Annotated in this window: 11 protein-coding genes; 2 read left to right on the forward strand and 9 right to left on the reverse strand. The window is 65.5% G+C overall.

The genetic code is table 11. The annotated features are described in order from the left end of the window. Window positions 1-2 precede the first annotated feature (2 nt). The 6 genes from KIT10_02040 to KIT10_02065 all read right to left on the reverse strand — a co-directional run bounded on the left by KIT10_02040 (window position 3) and on the right by KIT10_02065 (window position 6,492). Window positions 3-1,439, reverse strand: a complete 1,437-nt coding sequence (locus tag KIT10_02040; GenBank protein ID MCW5898022.1) for an MBOAT family protein — start codon at window positions 1,437-1,439, stop codon at window positions 3-5. A gap of 52 nt (window positions 1,440-1,491) precedes the next feature. Then, complete coding sequence (locus tag KIT10_02045) at window positions 1,492-2,634, reverse strand: endonuclease/exonuclease/phosphatase family protein (protein MCW5898023.1); 1,143 nt, start codon at window positions 2,632-2,634, stop codon at window positions 1,492-1,494. A 16-nt stretch (window positions 2,635-2,650) separates the two neighbouring features. Next, window positions 2,651-3,544, reverse strand: coding sequence for a rhomboid family intramembrane serine protease (locus KIT10_02050; protein MCW5898024.1), 894 nt, complete (start codon window positions 3,542-3,544; stop codon window positions 2,651-2,653). 68 nt (window positions 3,545-3,612) lie between these two features. After that, the gene (locus tag KIT10_02055) at window positions 3,613-4,359 is read right to left on the reverse strand and encodes a rhomboid family intramembrane serine protease (GenBank protein ID MCW5898025.1); all 747 of its coding nucleotides are present in this window, start codon (window positions 4,357-4,359) and stop codon (window positions 3,613-3,615) included. After that, entirely contained in the window at window positions 4,359-6,179 is a 1,821-nt protein-coding gene (mutL, locus tag KIT10_02060) for a DNA mismatch repair endonuclease MutL (GenBank protein MCW5898026.1), read from the reverse strand. The genes KIT10_02055 and mutL overlap by 1 nt, the downstream gene beginning before the upstream one ends. Continuing rightward, window positions 6,172-6,492: a hypothetical protein gene (locus KIT10_02065; GenBank protein MCW5898027.1), complete on the reverse strand. Its 321-nt coding sequence runs from the start codon at window positions 6,490-6,492 to the stop codon at window positions 6,172-6,174. The genes mutL and KIT10_02065 overlap by 8 nt, the downstream gene beginning before the upstream one ends. A gap of 156 nt (window positions 6,493-6,648) precedes the next feature. Here KIT10_02065 and KIT10_02070 point away from each other — a divergent pair, with 156 nt between their 5' ends. Both KIT10_02070 and KIT10_02075 read left to right on the forward strand, forming a co-directional pair. Beyond that, entirely contained in the window at window positions 6,649-9,699 is a 3,051-nt protein-coding gene (locus KIT10_02070; GenBank protein ID MCW5898028.1) for a serine hydrolase, read from the forward strand. Window positions 9,700-9,774: 75 nt separating this feature from the next. Next, on the forward strand, window positions 9,775-10,260 hold the full coding sequence (locus tag KIT10_02075) for a hypothetical protein (GenBank protein ID MCW5898029.1): 486 nt from the start codon (window positions 9,775-9,777) through the stop codon (window positions 10,258-10,260). 8 nt (window positions 10,261-10,268) lie between these two features. Here KIT10_02075 and KIT10_02080 read toward each other — a convergent pair whose 3' ends face one another. Genes KIT10_02080 through KIT10_02090 form a run of 3 tightly spaced genes read right to left on the reverse strand, consistent with a single transcriptional unit; the run spans window position 10,269 to window position 13,302 of the window. Continuing rightward, complete coding sequence (locus tag KIT10_02080; protein ID MCW5898030.1) at window positions 10,269-10,958, reverse strand: ABC transporter ATP-binding protein; 690 nt, start codon at window positions 10,956-10,958, stop codon at window positions 10,269-10,271. A gap of 1 nt (window position 10,959) precedes the next feature. Continuing rightward, the gene (locus tag KIT10_02085; protein ID MCW5898031.1) at window positions 10,960-12,216 is read right to left on the reverse strand and encodes an ABC transporter permease; all 1,257 of its coding nucleotides are present in this window, start codon (window positions 12,214-12,216) and stop codon (window positions 10,960-10,962) included. A 6-nt stretch (window positions 12,217-12,222) separates the two neighbouring features. Beyond that, entirely contained in the window at window positions 12,223-13,302 is a 1,080-nt protein-coding gene (locus KIT10_02090; GenBank protein ID MCW5898032.1) for an efflux RND transporter periplasmic adaptor subunit, read from the reverse strand. Window positions 13,303-13,352: the final 50 nt, after the last annotated feature.

A 13,352-nucleotide genomic window follows, 5' to 3' on the forward strand; every position in this document is an offset into this window, starting at 1 on the left:
GCTCAGAACTGGAAGTAGATGAAGGGTGTCTCCTCGGTGCTCATGTACAGTCCGATCAGGGTCAGCACCATCGCGTACATCCCCCAGCGCAGGATCGTGGGCCACCGAAGTCCGATGCGTTCCAGAACATGTTGGTCCGAACGCCCCAGCCATTCCATCAGCAGGAAGAAGACCATGGGCACCACCAGCGTCCGCGCCGCCAGCTTGGGCGTAGCGAACAAGGTGGGCGATCCGATGCGCGCCAGGATCTCCCACGCCTGCGTCAGATCCTCGGCGCGGAAGAACACCCAGGCCAGGCAGGTGAGCAGGAAGGTGAGCAGCATGCGTAACGCATCGGCCAGGGTGGGCAGCAGGCGGCCTTCGGCCACGGTACCCAGGTGCGTGCGGTTGCGGCCGGCGAGCAGCAAGGGCAGGAAATACAGGGCGTTGAGCGCACCCCACACCACGAAGGTCCAGTTGGCGCCATGCCAGAAACCACTCACCAGGAAGATGATGAAGGTGTTGCGCACCCGCATCGCCGTGCCTCCGCGGCTGCCGCCCAGGGGCACATAGAGATAGTCGCGGAACCAGGTGCTGAGCGAGATGTGCCAGCGGCGCCAGAACTCGGCGATGTCGCGCGAGAAATAGGGGAAGGCGAAGTTGCGCATGAGGCCGAAACCGAACAGGCGCGCCGTGCCGATGGCGATGTCGCTGTAGCCGCTGAAGTCGCCGTAGATCTGGAAGGCGAAGAGCACCGATGCCAGCAGCAAGGTGCTGCCGGCCATTTGCACGTGCGCACCGAACACACCGTCCACCAGCAGTGCGCAGTTGTCGGCGATCACCACCTTCTTGAAGAAGCCCCATAGGATCTGCCGCAGGCCGTCCACCGCGCTGGAGCGATCGAAGACGCGGGGCGCGGCGAACTGGGGCAGCAGGCTGGTGGCGCGTTCGATGGGGCCGGCCACGAGTTGCGGGAAGAAGGCCACGTAGGCCGAGAAGGCCAGCGCATCGCGCGACGGCGCCAGGCGGCGGTGGTACACGTCCAGCGTGTAGCTCAGCGTTTGGAAGGTGTAGAAGCTGATGCCCACGGGCAGCACGATGTCCAGTCGGTCCGCCGCGATGGGCGTGCCCATGAAGGTGAAGGCGTCCGTGAAGCTCTCGATGAAGAAGTTGGCGTACTTGAAGAAACCCAGCAGGCCCAGGTTCACCGCGAGGCTGGTCCACAACAGCAGCTTTCGCCTCCGCGGATCCTCTTCGGTGGCGAGCCCACGCCCCACGGCGTAGTCCACCGCGGTGCTCAGCGCTATCAGCCCCAGGAAACGCCAGTCCCACCAGCCATAGAACACGTAGCTGGCCGCCAGCACCACGGCATTGCGGCGGGTGGTGTGGGCGCCCACGGCCCAGTACAGCAGGAAGACGAGCGGCAGAAAGACGAGGAAGTCGATCGAGTTGAAGAGCATGGCGCCGCCGCTGGCACAGGCGCCCAAAGATGCGGGTTCCTGCGCTGCGCGATCACGGGCGCGGGGCGATCATGCACGAGATGGCCCGGTGGTCGCTGAGTTCCTCGGGGTGTGTGACGAAGCCCCAACTGGCGATCGCGTCATCGTGCAGGATGTGGTCGATCCGCAGGCTGGGCAAAGCGCCCACATAGGTGCCGCCACGCCCACGGCCACTTTCCCGGAAGGCGTCACACCGGTCCTTTCGCAGCATATGGTAGCCGTAGCTCATGGGCACATCGTTGATGTCCCCGCAGAAGACCACCGGGTGCGGGCTGCCCGCCATGTGCGCCGCGATGCGTTCCACCTCGGCCGCGCGCTGCCGCAGCCCTCTTCGCAGCAGCCGCAGGATGCGCAGCCCGCCACGCCGCAATTCCTCGCCCTTGGTGTCCGTGTCCAGTTCGCCGATGAACTTGTAGTCGTCGTCACCGAAATGGTAGGAACCCAGGTGCGCGTTGTACACGCGTATGGTGTCCCCCGGCAGGGCGATGTCGCTCCAGATGCAGAGGTTGTTCGGGTTGGCCTCGAAGGTGATCGTGCCCCGGTCCACCACGGGCCATGCGCTGAAGGTGGCGATGCCGAAGCGCTGGCCGAAGCGCGCCTCATGACCATAGTGCTCATGCAGGTGCCGGTACCGGAGATCCTTCAGCAGCGGCTCGCGGGTGCGGAAGAAGCGCTCGTCATCGCTGTGGAAGAACTCCTGCAGGCACAGGATGTCCGCGTCCTCCCGCAGCAGCACGTCGAAGATGGCGTCGCGCGTCACGCGGTTGCCACTCCAATTGTAGAGGTCGAAGAGGCGCACGTTCCACGACATCAGCTTCACGCCCGGCACTTCGATCCCCTGCGGCGCACCCTGCCTGCCGAAGAGCTTGAAATGGTCGGCGATGTGGCCGTATCCCAGCAGGAGCACCGTGATGGGGAGTAGCATGCGCTTGCGGCGGAAGAGCAGCCACAGCACGATGAAGCCCGCCTGGACGAGCACTTGGAAGGGGTAGGCCATGGCCAGCAAGGCCAGGGGCCAGAAGTGGTCGGGGCTGATGTGTGGCGCTGGATAGGTGATCAGCAGCACCAGCGCGGACAGACCGTTGAGCCACCACAGCGGACGCAGCCAGAAGGAGGGGCGCCGTTTCCGGGGGGCTTCTTCGTTGGCTTCGGCCATGGCGGTGGATGGCCGCTCACTGGCTGGCCTTGAAGAGGAAGTCCTTCTCTTCCTTGGTGAGGCTGTCGTAGCCGCTGCGGCCGATCTTGTCCAGGATGGCGTCCACGCGCGCCTGCTTGTCGCGCTTGGCGGCGTTGAAGCCCGCATCGCGGTCCATCACATTGCGCACGGGCTTCTTGGCCACCTTCATGCGCGGCCCTTTGCGCGGGGTGAAAGCCCGGCCGATGGCCTCCAGGGCCTGCACAAGCCTCAGCGAGGGGTCACGGCCTTTCATCAACTGGCGCGCCGCCAGGTAGCCGTAGATGGCCCCGCCGAGATGCGCCAGATGTCCGCCGCTGTTGCCGCCCTCGCGGATGCTCACCAGATCGATGAACACATAGATCAGCGCCAGCCATTTCAGTTTGATCGTGCCCAGGATCAGCAGGCGGATCTCCAGGTCGGGCCGGTAGGTGGCGATGCCGATGAAAACGCCCATCACGGCGGCGGAGGCGCCCAGGATGGTGCTCGCCTGCGCGTATCGCTCGAAGGCGGGCAGCAGGTTGTAGCCCAGGAAGTACAGGGCCAGCCCCGCGAAGCCGCCGAGCAGGTAGTTGCCCAGAAGCCGTTTCCCGCCGAGGAGGTCCTCGAAGATCCTGCCGATGTAGAACAGGATCAGCATGTTGAAGAACAGGTGCCACAGCCCCCAGTGCGTGAACATGTAGGTGACCACGGTCCAGGGTGTGCGCAACAGCCCCGCGGGCGAGCTGGTGCTCATCAGCAGGCCCACCAGATCGGGCCCATCGCTGCCGAAGAGGAAGAAGATGAGGTCCACCAGGCGCAGCAGCAGGAATACGCCGGTGTTCACCAGGATCAACCGGTAGAGCATGCCGCCCTGCCGCCACAAGCCCTGTATATCGTCACGCAGTCCCATGTGCTTTCATCCAAGGCGGCGATCCAAGGCCGGCGCGCATCGCCGCGAATTTCGGAACAGCCGCACGTTCATACCGGTTCGCCCCGGTGCCGCCACAGCCGGATGAGGAAGTAGCCCACGATCATGCCGCCGAGGTGGGCCAGATGCGCCACATTGTCGCCGGGGTTGTTGGCCATGGCCATGTAGATGGAGATGCCGCCCAGGATCCACACGAAGTAGCGGGCCTTGATGGGGATGAACAACGGGAAGATCATCAGTTCCACGTTGGGGAAGGTCATGCCGAAGGCCAGAAGCACCCCGTAGAGCGCGCCGCTGGCGCCCACCATGGGGCGGTTCAGCACGGCATTGAGGGCGCCCATGTCGGGGTCCACGTAGTTCTGGTAGCGCATGATCAGCTCGTGGCCCTGTGCGCGCACCAGGTCCACCTTGGCCGGATCCATGATGCCCAGCAGACGCTCATACTCGAAGGTGTGCGCGGCGGCGTAGAGCAGTCCCGCGCCGATGCCGGTGACCATGTAAAAGGTGAGGAAGCGCCTAGATCCCCAGCGGTATTCGAGTGGCGGCCCCAGCATGAAGAGGCCCAGCATGTTCAGCGCCAGATGGCCGATGCTGCCGTGCATGAACATGTGCGTCACGGTCTGCCAGGGTCCGAAGAGCGGCGAGGCGAAGAAGTGCATGCCCAGCCAATGCGTCATGCTGCGGCCCGCCAGATCGCCCAGGCCGGAAATGGTGAGCAGATACATCACCACATTGATCAGCAGCAGGTTCTTCACCACCACGGGGAGGCCGGCGAAGGGGGAGGAGGAGTGGCGCATCAGCGGTCGAAACGTTCGTTCAGTTCATCCAGCCCGAAGGTGATGAGCGTGGGCTTGCCACCGGGCGTGGCGGTGGGCATGGCGCAGGCGAAGAGCCGGTCAATGAGGTCGTGCATGGCGCGGTGGTCCAGCACACGGCCGGGGCGCATGGCCAGGCTGCGCGCCAGTCCGCGGGCCAGCACCTGGTGACGCTCGTTGCGCAAGGCGCCCTGGTCCTGCCGCAATTGTTCCAGCACGCTCTCCAGCAGTTTCCCGGGATCCTCGTCGGCGGCTTCAGCGGGCATGCCGTTCACCTGCATCGTGCGGCCGCCGAAGGGCTCAATGTCCAGACCCATGGCACGCAGTTCAGGCAACAGTCCGGAGACCAGCGCATGGTCGGTGGGCGAGAGCTCCACGTTGCGGGGGAAGAGCAGTTGTTGCGCAAGGCCTGCACCCTGCTCCAATTGCTTCAGGTGTCGTTCGTAGAGGATGCGCTCATGCGCACGCTGCTGGTCGATGACCATGAAGCCGCTGCGCATCTGCGCGATGATGTACGTGCCGTGCAGTTGGAACACGGGCCGTTCGCCGGGTGTGCCCTCATGCTCGCGCGATGGCAGCACCCGTGGCGCGGGGATCCCCGGCGTTCCGGCAGGCGCTGGCGCATCCAGGTCGAAGAGCTGCTGCCAGCCTTCGGGCACCGGACGTGGCGGGGACTGGAAGGCGCCGAGTTCCTGCGGACGCCAGGCGGGTACCGCGGCCGGAGCGCTTCCGCCGCTGAAGGCCCCGATGATGGCGGGTTCCGGCTCGAAGTCCAGGCTGGGCGTGATGTTGAAGCGGCCCAGGGCCCGGCGCACCGCCGCGTGCACGATGGCGTACACGGTGCGGTCGTCACGGAACTTGATCTCGGTCTTCGTGGGGTGGATGTTGATGTCGATCTGCGCGGGATCGAGCTCGATGAAGAGATACCACGCCGGATGGACCTCGCGCGCCACCAGTTCATCGTAGGCCTTGCGCACGGCATGCTCCAGGTAGGCGCTGCGGATGAAGCGGCGGTTCACGAAGAAGTACTGCTCGCCACGCGATCGCCGTGCGAACTCGGGCTTGCCCACGAAGCCGGTGACGGACAACAGCTCCGTGGCCTCCTCCACGGGCACGAGCCGTTCGTCGTATTTGCGGCCCATGAGCGCCACGATGCGCTGGCGATGCGCCGCGCCCGCGTTCGCCGGCTGTGTCACGGCCGGGAGGTTCAATTCCTCGTGGTCGTTGTGCACCAGCTTGAAGGCGATCTCCGGATGCGCCAGGGCCACCCGTTGGAACTCCTCCACCACATGCTTCATCTCCACGGCGTCGCTCTTCAGGAACTGGCGTCGTGCCGGCGTGTTGTAGAAGAGGCTGCGCACGTTGATGGTGGTGCCCACGGGGCCGGCGAAGGGTTCCTGCGTGCGCACGCGGCTGCCTTCGATGAGGACCCGTGTGCCAAGTTCCTGGTCGTGTTCGCGCGTACGCAACTCCACCTGGGCGATGGCCGCGATGCTGGCCAGCGCTTCACCGCGGAAGCCCTTGGTGCCGATCGTGCCCAGGTCCTCCGCCGCGCGGATCTTGCTGGTGGCGTGGCGCTCGAAGCTCATGCGCGCGTCGGTGGGGCTCATGCCCCGGCCGTCGTCGATCACCTGCACCAGCGTGCGGCCGGCGTCCTTCACCACCAGGGTGATCGCGCCAGCTCCCGCGTCCACGCTGTTCTCCAGCAGTTCCTTCACCACGCTGGCGGGCCGCTGCACCACCTCGCCGGCGGCGATCTGGTTGGCCACATGGTCGGGCAGGAGCCTTACGATGTCAGGCATTCCAGTAGCCGAGGAGCCCGAAGCCCTTCACGATGAAGTAGAGGATGGCGATGACCAGGCCCATGATCACCACCAGGCGCATGATGTGCGCCCGATCGCTGCTCTGGCGGCGCCAGCTGTGGCGCATGCGCTGGGCGAAGAGTTCGCGGTCGGCGGTGCGCAGGTCCCGGGCATCCGCCTCGCGCCGTGTGCGCTTCAGGCGTTCCTCGCGTTGCTCCTTCAGCGGGTCGTAGTAGCGTGTGCCGATGTGGAATTCCCGCGGCCCGCGCTGGCGGAAAAGGCTGAAAAGGGCGGGGACCCGGAAGGCGTACATGGTGCTTGACGCGTGGCCACGAAGTTAGGCAGCGCGCAGCGGCCCGCCTGTGCAACCCCGGCCGCGATGTTGAGAACTGCACGCGGCGCGCGGCCGGGGCCCGCATGCCACCCGGGTAGTTTTGCCACGTGGCATGGGCATGGCATATGCAGTGGCATGTCCATCCCGCGTTTCCCCTGCATGAAGCATCGTTCGCGTGCACTCTTGCTGCCCTGGCTCATGGGCATCGCCTTGGTGGGCACATCCCTGACCGAGGGACCGCCGCACGATCCGCCGCCCACGGATACGCCGCCACCCTTCCTGACCGTGCCCACGCCCTGGGCCGATTCGCTGATCGCCACGCTTTCCATGGAAAGGCAGATCGCGCAGCTGATGATGGTGGCGGCATACAGCAACAAGGACGGCAAGCATGAGGAGGCCATCGAGAAACTGGTGCGCGAACGTCATATCGGTGGCTTGATCTTCTTCCAGGGCGGACCCTACCGCCAGGTCCGCCTCACCGAACGTTACCAGCAGGCCGCGCAGGTGCCGCTGCTGCTGGGCATGGACCTCGAGTGGGGCCTGTCCATGCGCCTGGACAGCACCATGCGCTTCCCCCGCCAGATGCTGCTGGGCGCGTTGCACGATGATGCGCCCGTGGAGGCCATGGGTCTGGAGATCGCGCGGCAGATGAAAAGGATCGGTGTGCATGTGAGCTTCAGCCCGGTGGTGGACGTGAACAACAATCCACGCAACCCCGTGATCGATGACCGCAGCTTCGGCGAGGACCGGGAGAATGTGCTGCGCAAAGGGCTGGCCTACATGCGCGGACTGCAGCGGGGCGGTGTGCTCGCCGTGGCGAAACATTTCCCCGGCCATGGTGATGTGGACAGCGACTCGCACCACACCCTGCCCTACATCGCGCATCCACGCGAACGCCTCGATTCGTTGGAATTGTGGCCCTTCCGCCGGATGGCCGGGGCCGGCCTTTCCGCCGTGATGGTGGCCCACCTGGAAGTGGCCGCGTTGGACAGCACCAAGGGGCTGCCCAGCACGCTCAGCAAGGCCATCGTGCATGATCTGCTGCTGGGCGAACTCGGCTTCCAGGGACTGGTCTTCACCGACGCGCTCAACATGAAGGGCGTGGCCAACGCCGAGAAACCGGGCGAGATCGAGCTGCGCGCACTGCTCGCCGGCAACGATGTGATGCTCTTCCCGCAGGACCCCGTGAAGGCCATCGAACGCATCCGCAAGGCGGTGACCGATGGCGAGGTGGACAGCGCGCGCATCGCGCACAGCTGCCTGAAGATCCTGCGCGCCAAGGAATGGGCGGGCCTGCCGCAGCGATCGCCCATCGCTTTGTCCGGTATCGCCGGCGATCTGGACCGGCCCGAGGCACGTGTGTTGCGCCACGACCTGCACGCCGGTGCCATCACCGTGGTGCGCGACCACCATGGCCTGCTGCCCCTGCACGGCCCCAGGGAGAAGGAACAGGCGCGGATCGCCTCGGTGGCCATCGGCGGCGAGCAGGACAACCCCTTCCACCGCGCATTGAAGCGCCACGCCGATGTGGCCACCTTCCGTTGCGACAAGGACCTGGGCGCTGATGCGTTGAAGCGCTTGCTGGAGGACCTTGGGCCCTACGACGTGGTGATCGCCTCGGTGCATGGCACCACCTGGCGCAAGAACAAGGAGTATGGCATCCCCGCCAGCGCGTTCAGCATCGTGAAGGCCATCGCGGCGAAGAAGCGCACGGTGCACGTGCACTTCACCAATCCCTATCGCCTGCTGAAAGCCGATGGGCCCATGCTGATGGCCACCACGGTGCTCGCCTACGAAGAGACCGACGACGCCATGCTGGCCGCGGCCGATGCGCTCTTCGGCGCGATACCGTCCAACGGCCGTCTGCCCGTGACGGCCCAGGCCATGTTGCGCGCCAACGATGGTGTGGACCTGCGCGCCACCGGCCGGCTGCACGATGCGGCACCCGAGGCCTTGGGCATCCGCACGTCCTCACTCGCGGGCGTCGACAGCATCGTGCTCGAAGGGATCAAGGCGAAGGCTTTCCCGGGCTGCCAGGTGCTGGTGGCGGTGGATGGCCAGGTGATCGTGGACCGCGTGTACGGCCACCACACGTACGATGGGAAACGCTTCGTGCGGCAGGACGACCTCTACGACCTGGCCTCCATCACCAAGGTGGCCGCCACCACACTCGCCCTGATGGCCCTGGTGGACGATGGCCGGATCGCGGTGAACGACAAACTGGGCAAGCATCTGCCCGAGTTGGAGAAGAGCCATCCACAGCACGCGAAGATGACCCTGCGCGACATCCTCACGCACCAGGCGGGACTCAAGGCCTTCGTGCCATTCTACACACGGATCCGCAAGAACGGCGGCTTCAAGCCGAACACCGTAAGCCCTTCGCGCAGCGAGGAATATCCCATCCGGATCGCGGATGGACTTTACCTCCACAAGGCCTACCAGGACAGCCTGCTCCGCTGGACCTTGGACACCCCGCTGCGCGACAAGAGCGACTACCTGTACAGCGACATGGGCTACTATCTGCTGCAGGCCCTGGTGGAGCGGATCACCGGTACGTCGCTCGACCGTTTCACCGAGGAGCGTTTCTACCGGCCCATCGGCGCCACAACGCTCGGCTATCGCCCGTTGGAGCGGTTCCCGCTGGACCGCATCGCGCCCACGGAGAAGGACACCATCTTCCGCAAGCGCCTGGTGCATGGCGATGTGCATGACCCCGGCGCGGCGATGATGGGCGGTGTGGCCGGCCATGCGGGCCTCTTCGGCAGCGCGCGTGATCTGGCCAAGGTGATGCAGATGCTGCTGGATGGCGGTACCTACGGCGGCAGGCGTTACATCAGCGAGGAGACCGTGAACGAGTTCACGAAGTGCCAGTTCTGCAAGCCCGATGGCAATGGCAACCGGCGTGCGCTGGGCTTCGACCGGCCCGTGGCGGGCGGTAAGGGCCCCACCTGCGACTGTGTCAGCTACGCCAGCTTCGGCCACACCGGCTTCACCGGCACCATGGCCTGGGCCGATCCCGAGAGCCGCGTGGTCTACATCTTCCTCAGCAACCGCGTATACCCCGATGCCGAGCCCAACAAGCTGGTGAAGGCCGGCACCCGTACGCGCATCCAGGAAGTGGTGCATGCCGCCGTGGCCGCGCGCGTGAAGACCGAACCGATGTCCACCGTGGGGCTGGGGAGGTAGACCATTCATCCCGCACCACGACCGGTCCTGTCAACCCCGGGACCTGACCGCCATGGCATTGCGAACTTCGATCGCATGTGGTCCCTTGAGCATCTTCCCGGCCGCACCATCGCCTTGCATGATGCGGAGGCCCGCGACCTGGGCACGCTGCGCTACCCCAGCATCTGGTCCAGCCGGGCGGAGATCACGGTGGCGGGTGGCCTGTACATCGTGAAGCGCAAGCCGGGACTCACCACGGCGCTGTGGGTCATGGTGGGCGATGTACCGGTGTGGGAGATCCGCTTCGGATGGAGGGGCATCCAGTTCCATCGCCCCGGCAACACGGAACAGCTCTTCCTTGTGGTGCGGCCATCGGCCTGGCAAGAGCGCTATGCCTTGCAGGACATTTCGGGCCGCGTGATGTTGCGCTTGCAGGCGCGCATGTCGTGGCGCCAACTGGAGCGCCGTTTCTCCATCATCGAAATGGGTGGCCCCGCGCCTGAACCGCTGCTGGTCCTGCTGGCCCTGCACGCGGTGATCATGCGGCAGCGGCGCAACGCGGCCATGACAACGGCCACCTGACCCCCGGTTCAATGGCCGTGGTCCACCACCCGCCCGTCGTCCATGGTGATGATGCGGTCGGTGGCCTTGGCGAAGTCGTCATCGTGCGTCACCACCAGCAGGCTCTGGCCTTTGGCGGCGAGTTCCTTGAAGATGTCGAAGACGATGGCGCTGTTGCGGCTGTCCAGGTTGCCGGTGGGTTCGTCGCACATCAGGATCAGTGGGTCGTTGATGAGCGCCCTGGCGATGGCCACACGCTGCTTCTGCCCGCCGCTGATCCGGTTGGCTCCCTTCAGCGCCTGGTCCTCGATGCCCAGTGTGCGAAGCCGTTCCATGGCGTGGTGTTCCACTTCCTGGGCACTGTGCTTGCCCAGTTTCAAGCCGGGCAGCATCACATTCTTCAGCACGCTGAATTCGGGAATGAGGTAGTGGAACTGGAACACGAAGCCGATCTTCTCGTTGCGGATGCTGCTGAGGCGATCGTGCGGCTTGCCGGTGACCCGCTCGCCATCGAGGAAGAGTTCGCCTTCGTAGTCGGTGTCCATGGTGCTGAGGATATAGAGCAGGGTGCTCTTGCCGCAGCCGCTCTTGCCCACCACGCTCACGAACTCACCACGCCGCACCAGCAGGTCCACCTCCTTCAGCACTTGCACGGTCACCGGATCGTGGAAGTACTTGCTCACCCCGCGGGTCTCGATGACGGGATCTCCGTTGCTCATGTCACTTGCCCCGGATGATCTCCACCGGATCGATGCGGCTGGCCTTGCGGGCGGGGAACCAACCGGCCACCCAGGTGGTGCCCAGGGCGAAGGCGATGCCGATGAGGTAGTACTTGGCGTCGTGGTCCACCGGGTAGGTGGTGATGGTGGGCAGGGCGTCGAACTCGAAGGGGATGCGGTCGATGCCCATGGCGAGCAGCCTGCCCAGCAGCATGCCCGCCATACCGCCGCACACGCCGATGATCAGCGAAAGGTTGAGGAAGATGACCCGCACATCCCCACCGCTGAAGCCCGTTGCCTTGAGGATGGCGATGGCATCGAGCTTCTCGTAGATGAGCATGTTCAGGATGTTGTAGATGCCGAAACCGGCCACCACCAGCAGCACCACGCTGACCACGTAGCTGATCATGGTCCGCACGGCGCTGCCGGTCTCGAACTGCGCGTTGGCCGTCTGGATGTCCAGCGCCTCCACCCCGAAGCGTGCGGCGTATTCCTTCGCCACGGACGGGGCCAGCGCCAGATCGTGCAGGCGCACCTGGATGTCGGTGATGTGGCTGCGCGGCTGCACCAGCAGGTTCTGTACGGTGGCGAGCGTGGCGTAGCACTGCACGTTGTCGAAGTCGGCCATGCCGCTCTGGTAGAAGCCCAGCACCTTCAGCATGCCGCGGTCGCCTTGGGCGGTGGTCAGCTGTACCACGTCGCCGATGCCCACCTGCATCTTGTCCGCCAGGCCCCTGCCCAGCACGATGCCATTGCTGCCTTGGGCGAGGTCATCCACGGTGCAGCCCAGCAGGTAATCGCTGAAGGCCAGCAGGCGGTCCTCTTCCATGGGGTCGATGCCGTTGACCGCGCCATTGAGCTCGATGGTGCCCACGTTGAAGAGCACCTGCGCCACCACCTTGGGGGCGATGCCGCGCACACGTTCATCCTGCCGAAGCGCGTCCATGATGCCCATGGCGTTGCGGATGCGCGCCTGCTCGGCCTTGGGCTTGATGCGGCTGATGAAGTTGTGCTCCGCTCCACCGGAGTACAACTCCAGCGGTTGCTGTTCCGAGGCGCGCACCTCGTTGTACAGCCGCACGTCGGGCGTTCGGTTCAGCACCAGGCCATCGAGCAGGCCGTTCAGCCCGTTCATGAATCCGCTGAGGGCGATGTACATGGCGATGCTGAAGGTGACCCCCACGGCGGCCACGATGCTTTGCCGCAGGCGGGCCAGCAGCAGGGTGGACGAGATGCCGAGCAGCAGGCGGTGGCGCATGGCGGCTCAGGGCTGATAAATGACGCTGGTGCTGTCGATGCCGCGCAGGATCTCCACGCGCCGCAGATCGCGGAGGCCCACCTCCACTTCCGTGCGCTTCTCCGGGCCGATGAGCACGTAGCGCTTGTCCACCAGATAGCCGGCGGGGATGGTGAGCGCGCGCTCCTTGCGGCGGATGATGATGTTGGCTTCGGCGGTGAGGTTGGGGTAGAGCAGCGGCGGGTCCGTATAGACGGCCTCCACGGTGAAGGTGCGGCTGCGCTCGTTCATCAGCGGATCGACCCGGGTGATGACGGCCTGCAGCACGCGGCCCTGGTACGCGTCCATGTGTACCGCCACCTCCTGGCCGGGTGCCACGCGTACGATGTCATACTCATCCACCTGCAGTTCCAGGACGAAGGCATCGGCCCGGCCCACGATGGCCAGGGCCCGCTGGGTGGTGGCCAGTTCGCCGCGTTCGATGAGCACGTCGTACACGCGGCCGTCAACCAGGCTGCGCACGGTATGGTCACCCTGGGCGGAGCGGCGAAGCGCCAGTTCGTTCTCGGCCATGCGCAGCTCGTTCTTCAGCCTGGTGCGCGTTTCACTGAAGGCCTTCTGCGCGGACTGGTAAGCGTTGCGGGCGCTGGTGTAGGCCAACTCGCGGTTGTCCAGTTCCACCTTGCTGCCCACCTTCTGGTCCCAAAGGTTCTTCTGGCGGAAGTACATCAGGCTGTCATTGGCCAGGCGTGCGCGCGCCTGTTCCACGTTGATGCGCAACTGCTCCAGCACGGGTGAAGTACTGCCCGCGTTCGCGCGCAGCAGCTCCAAGGCCATTTCGGCGCGTTGGCTGCCCAAACTGCTGGCCCGGTCGTCGATGCTGAAGAGCGCATCGCCCTTGGCCACGGTGTCGCCCGCCTGCACATGGACATGCGCCACCAGTCCGCTCACGGCGGCGAAGACCTGGTACTGGTCGCGGGCCTTCACCACGCCACTGGCGTAGACCGCGTCGGTGATGGGACCCATGACAGGCCTTTCATGCGGCCGCTCGTCCGCACAGGCCGTGAGCATCAACAACGCGAAGGCGCCCTGGGCGAATGGTCGCATGGGGCGAAAGTACCGAGCGGGAAGGGGTGGGGGCTGAGGACGGTCAGTTC

It is taken from the genome of Flavobacteriales bacterium, assembly GCA_026129465.1.
In the GTDB taxonomy this organism is placed as follows: Bacteria; Bacteroidota; Bacteroidia; order Flavobacteriales_F; family PHOS-HE28; genus PHOS-HE28.

Excerpts from the sequence above, each read along its gene's own strand:
- KIT10_02075 (MCW5898029.1), top strand. The coding sequence starts at position 9,775 with ATGTGGTCCCTTGAGCATCTTCCCGGCCGCACCATCGCCTTGCATGAT.
- KIT10_02050 (MCW5898024.1), bottom strand. The coding sequence starts at position 3,544 with ATGGGACTGCGTGACGATATACAGGGCTTGTGGCGGCAGGGCGGCATG.
- KIT10_02065 (MCW5898027.1), bottom strand. The coding sequence starts at position 6,492 with ATGTACGCCTTCCGGGTCCCCGCCCTTTTCAGCCTTTTCCGCCAGCGC.
- mutL (MCW5898026.1), bottom strand. The coding sequence starts at position 6,179 with ATGCCTGACATCGTAAGGCTCCTGCCCGACCATGTGGCCAACCAGATC.
- KIT10_02040 (MCW5898022.1), bottom strand. The coding sequence starts at position 1,439 with ATGCTCTTCAACTCGATCGACTTCCTCGTCTTTCTGCCGCTCGTCTTC.
- KIT10_02090 (MCW5898032.1), bottom strand. The coding sequence starts at position 13,302 with ATGCGACCATTCGCCCAGGGCGCCTTCGCGTTGTTGATGCTCACGGCC.
- KIT10_02080 (MCW5898030.1), bottom strand. The coding sequence starts at position 10,958 with ATGAGCAACGGAGATCCCGTCATCGAGACCCGCGGGGTGAGCAAGTAC.
- KIT10_02045 (MCW5898023.1), bottom strand. The coding sequence starts at position 2,634 with ATGGCCGAAGCCAACGAAGAAGCCCCCCGGAAACGGCGCCCCTCCTTC.
- KIT10_02085 (MCW5898031.1), bottom strand. The coding sequence starts at position 12,216 with ATGCGCCACCGCCTGCTGCTCGGCATCTCGTCCACCCTGCTGCTGGCC.
- KIT10_02055 (MCW5898025.1), bottom strand. The coding sequence starts at position 4,359 with ATGCGCCACTCCTCCTCCCCCTTCGCCGGCCTCCCCGTGGTGGTGAAG.
- KIT10_02070 (MCW5898028.1), top strand. The coding sequence starts at position 6,649 with ATGTCCATCCCGCGTTTCCCCTGCATGAAGCATCGTTCGCGTGCACTC.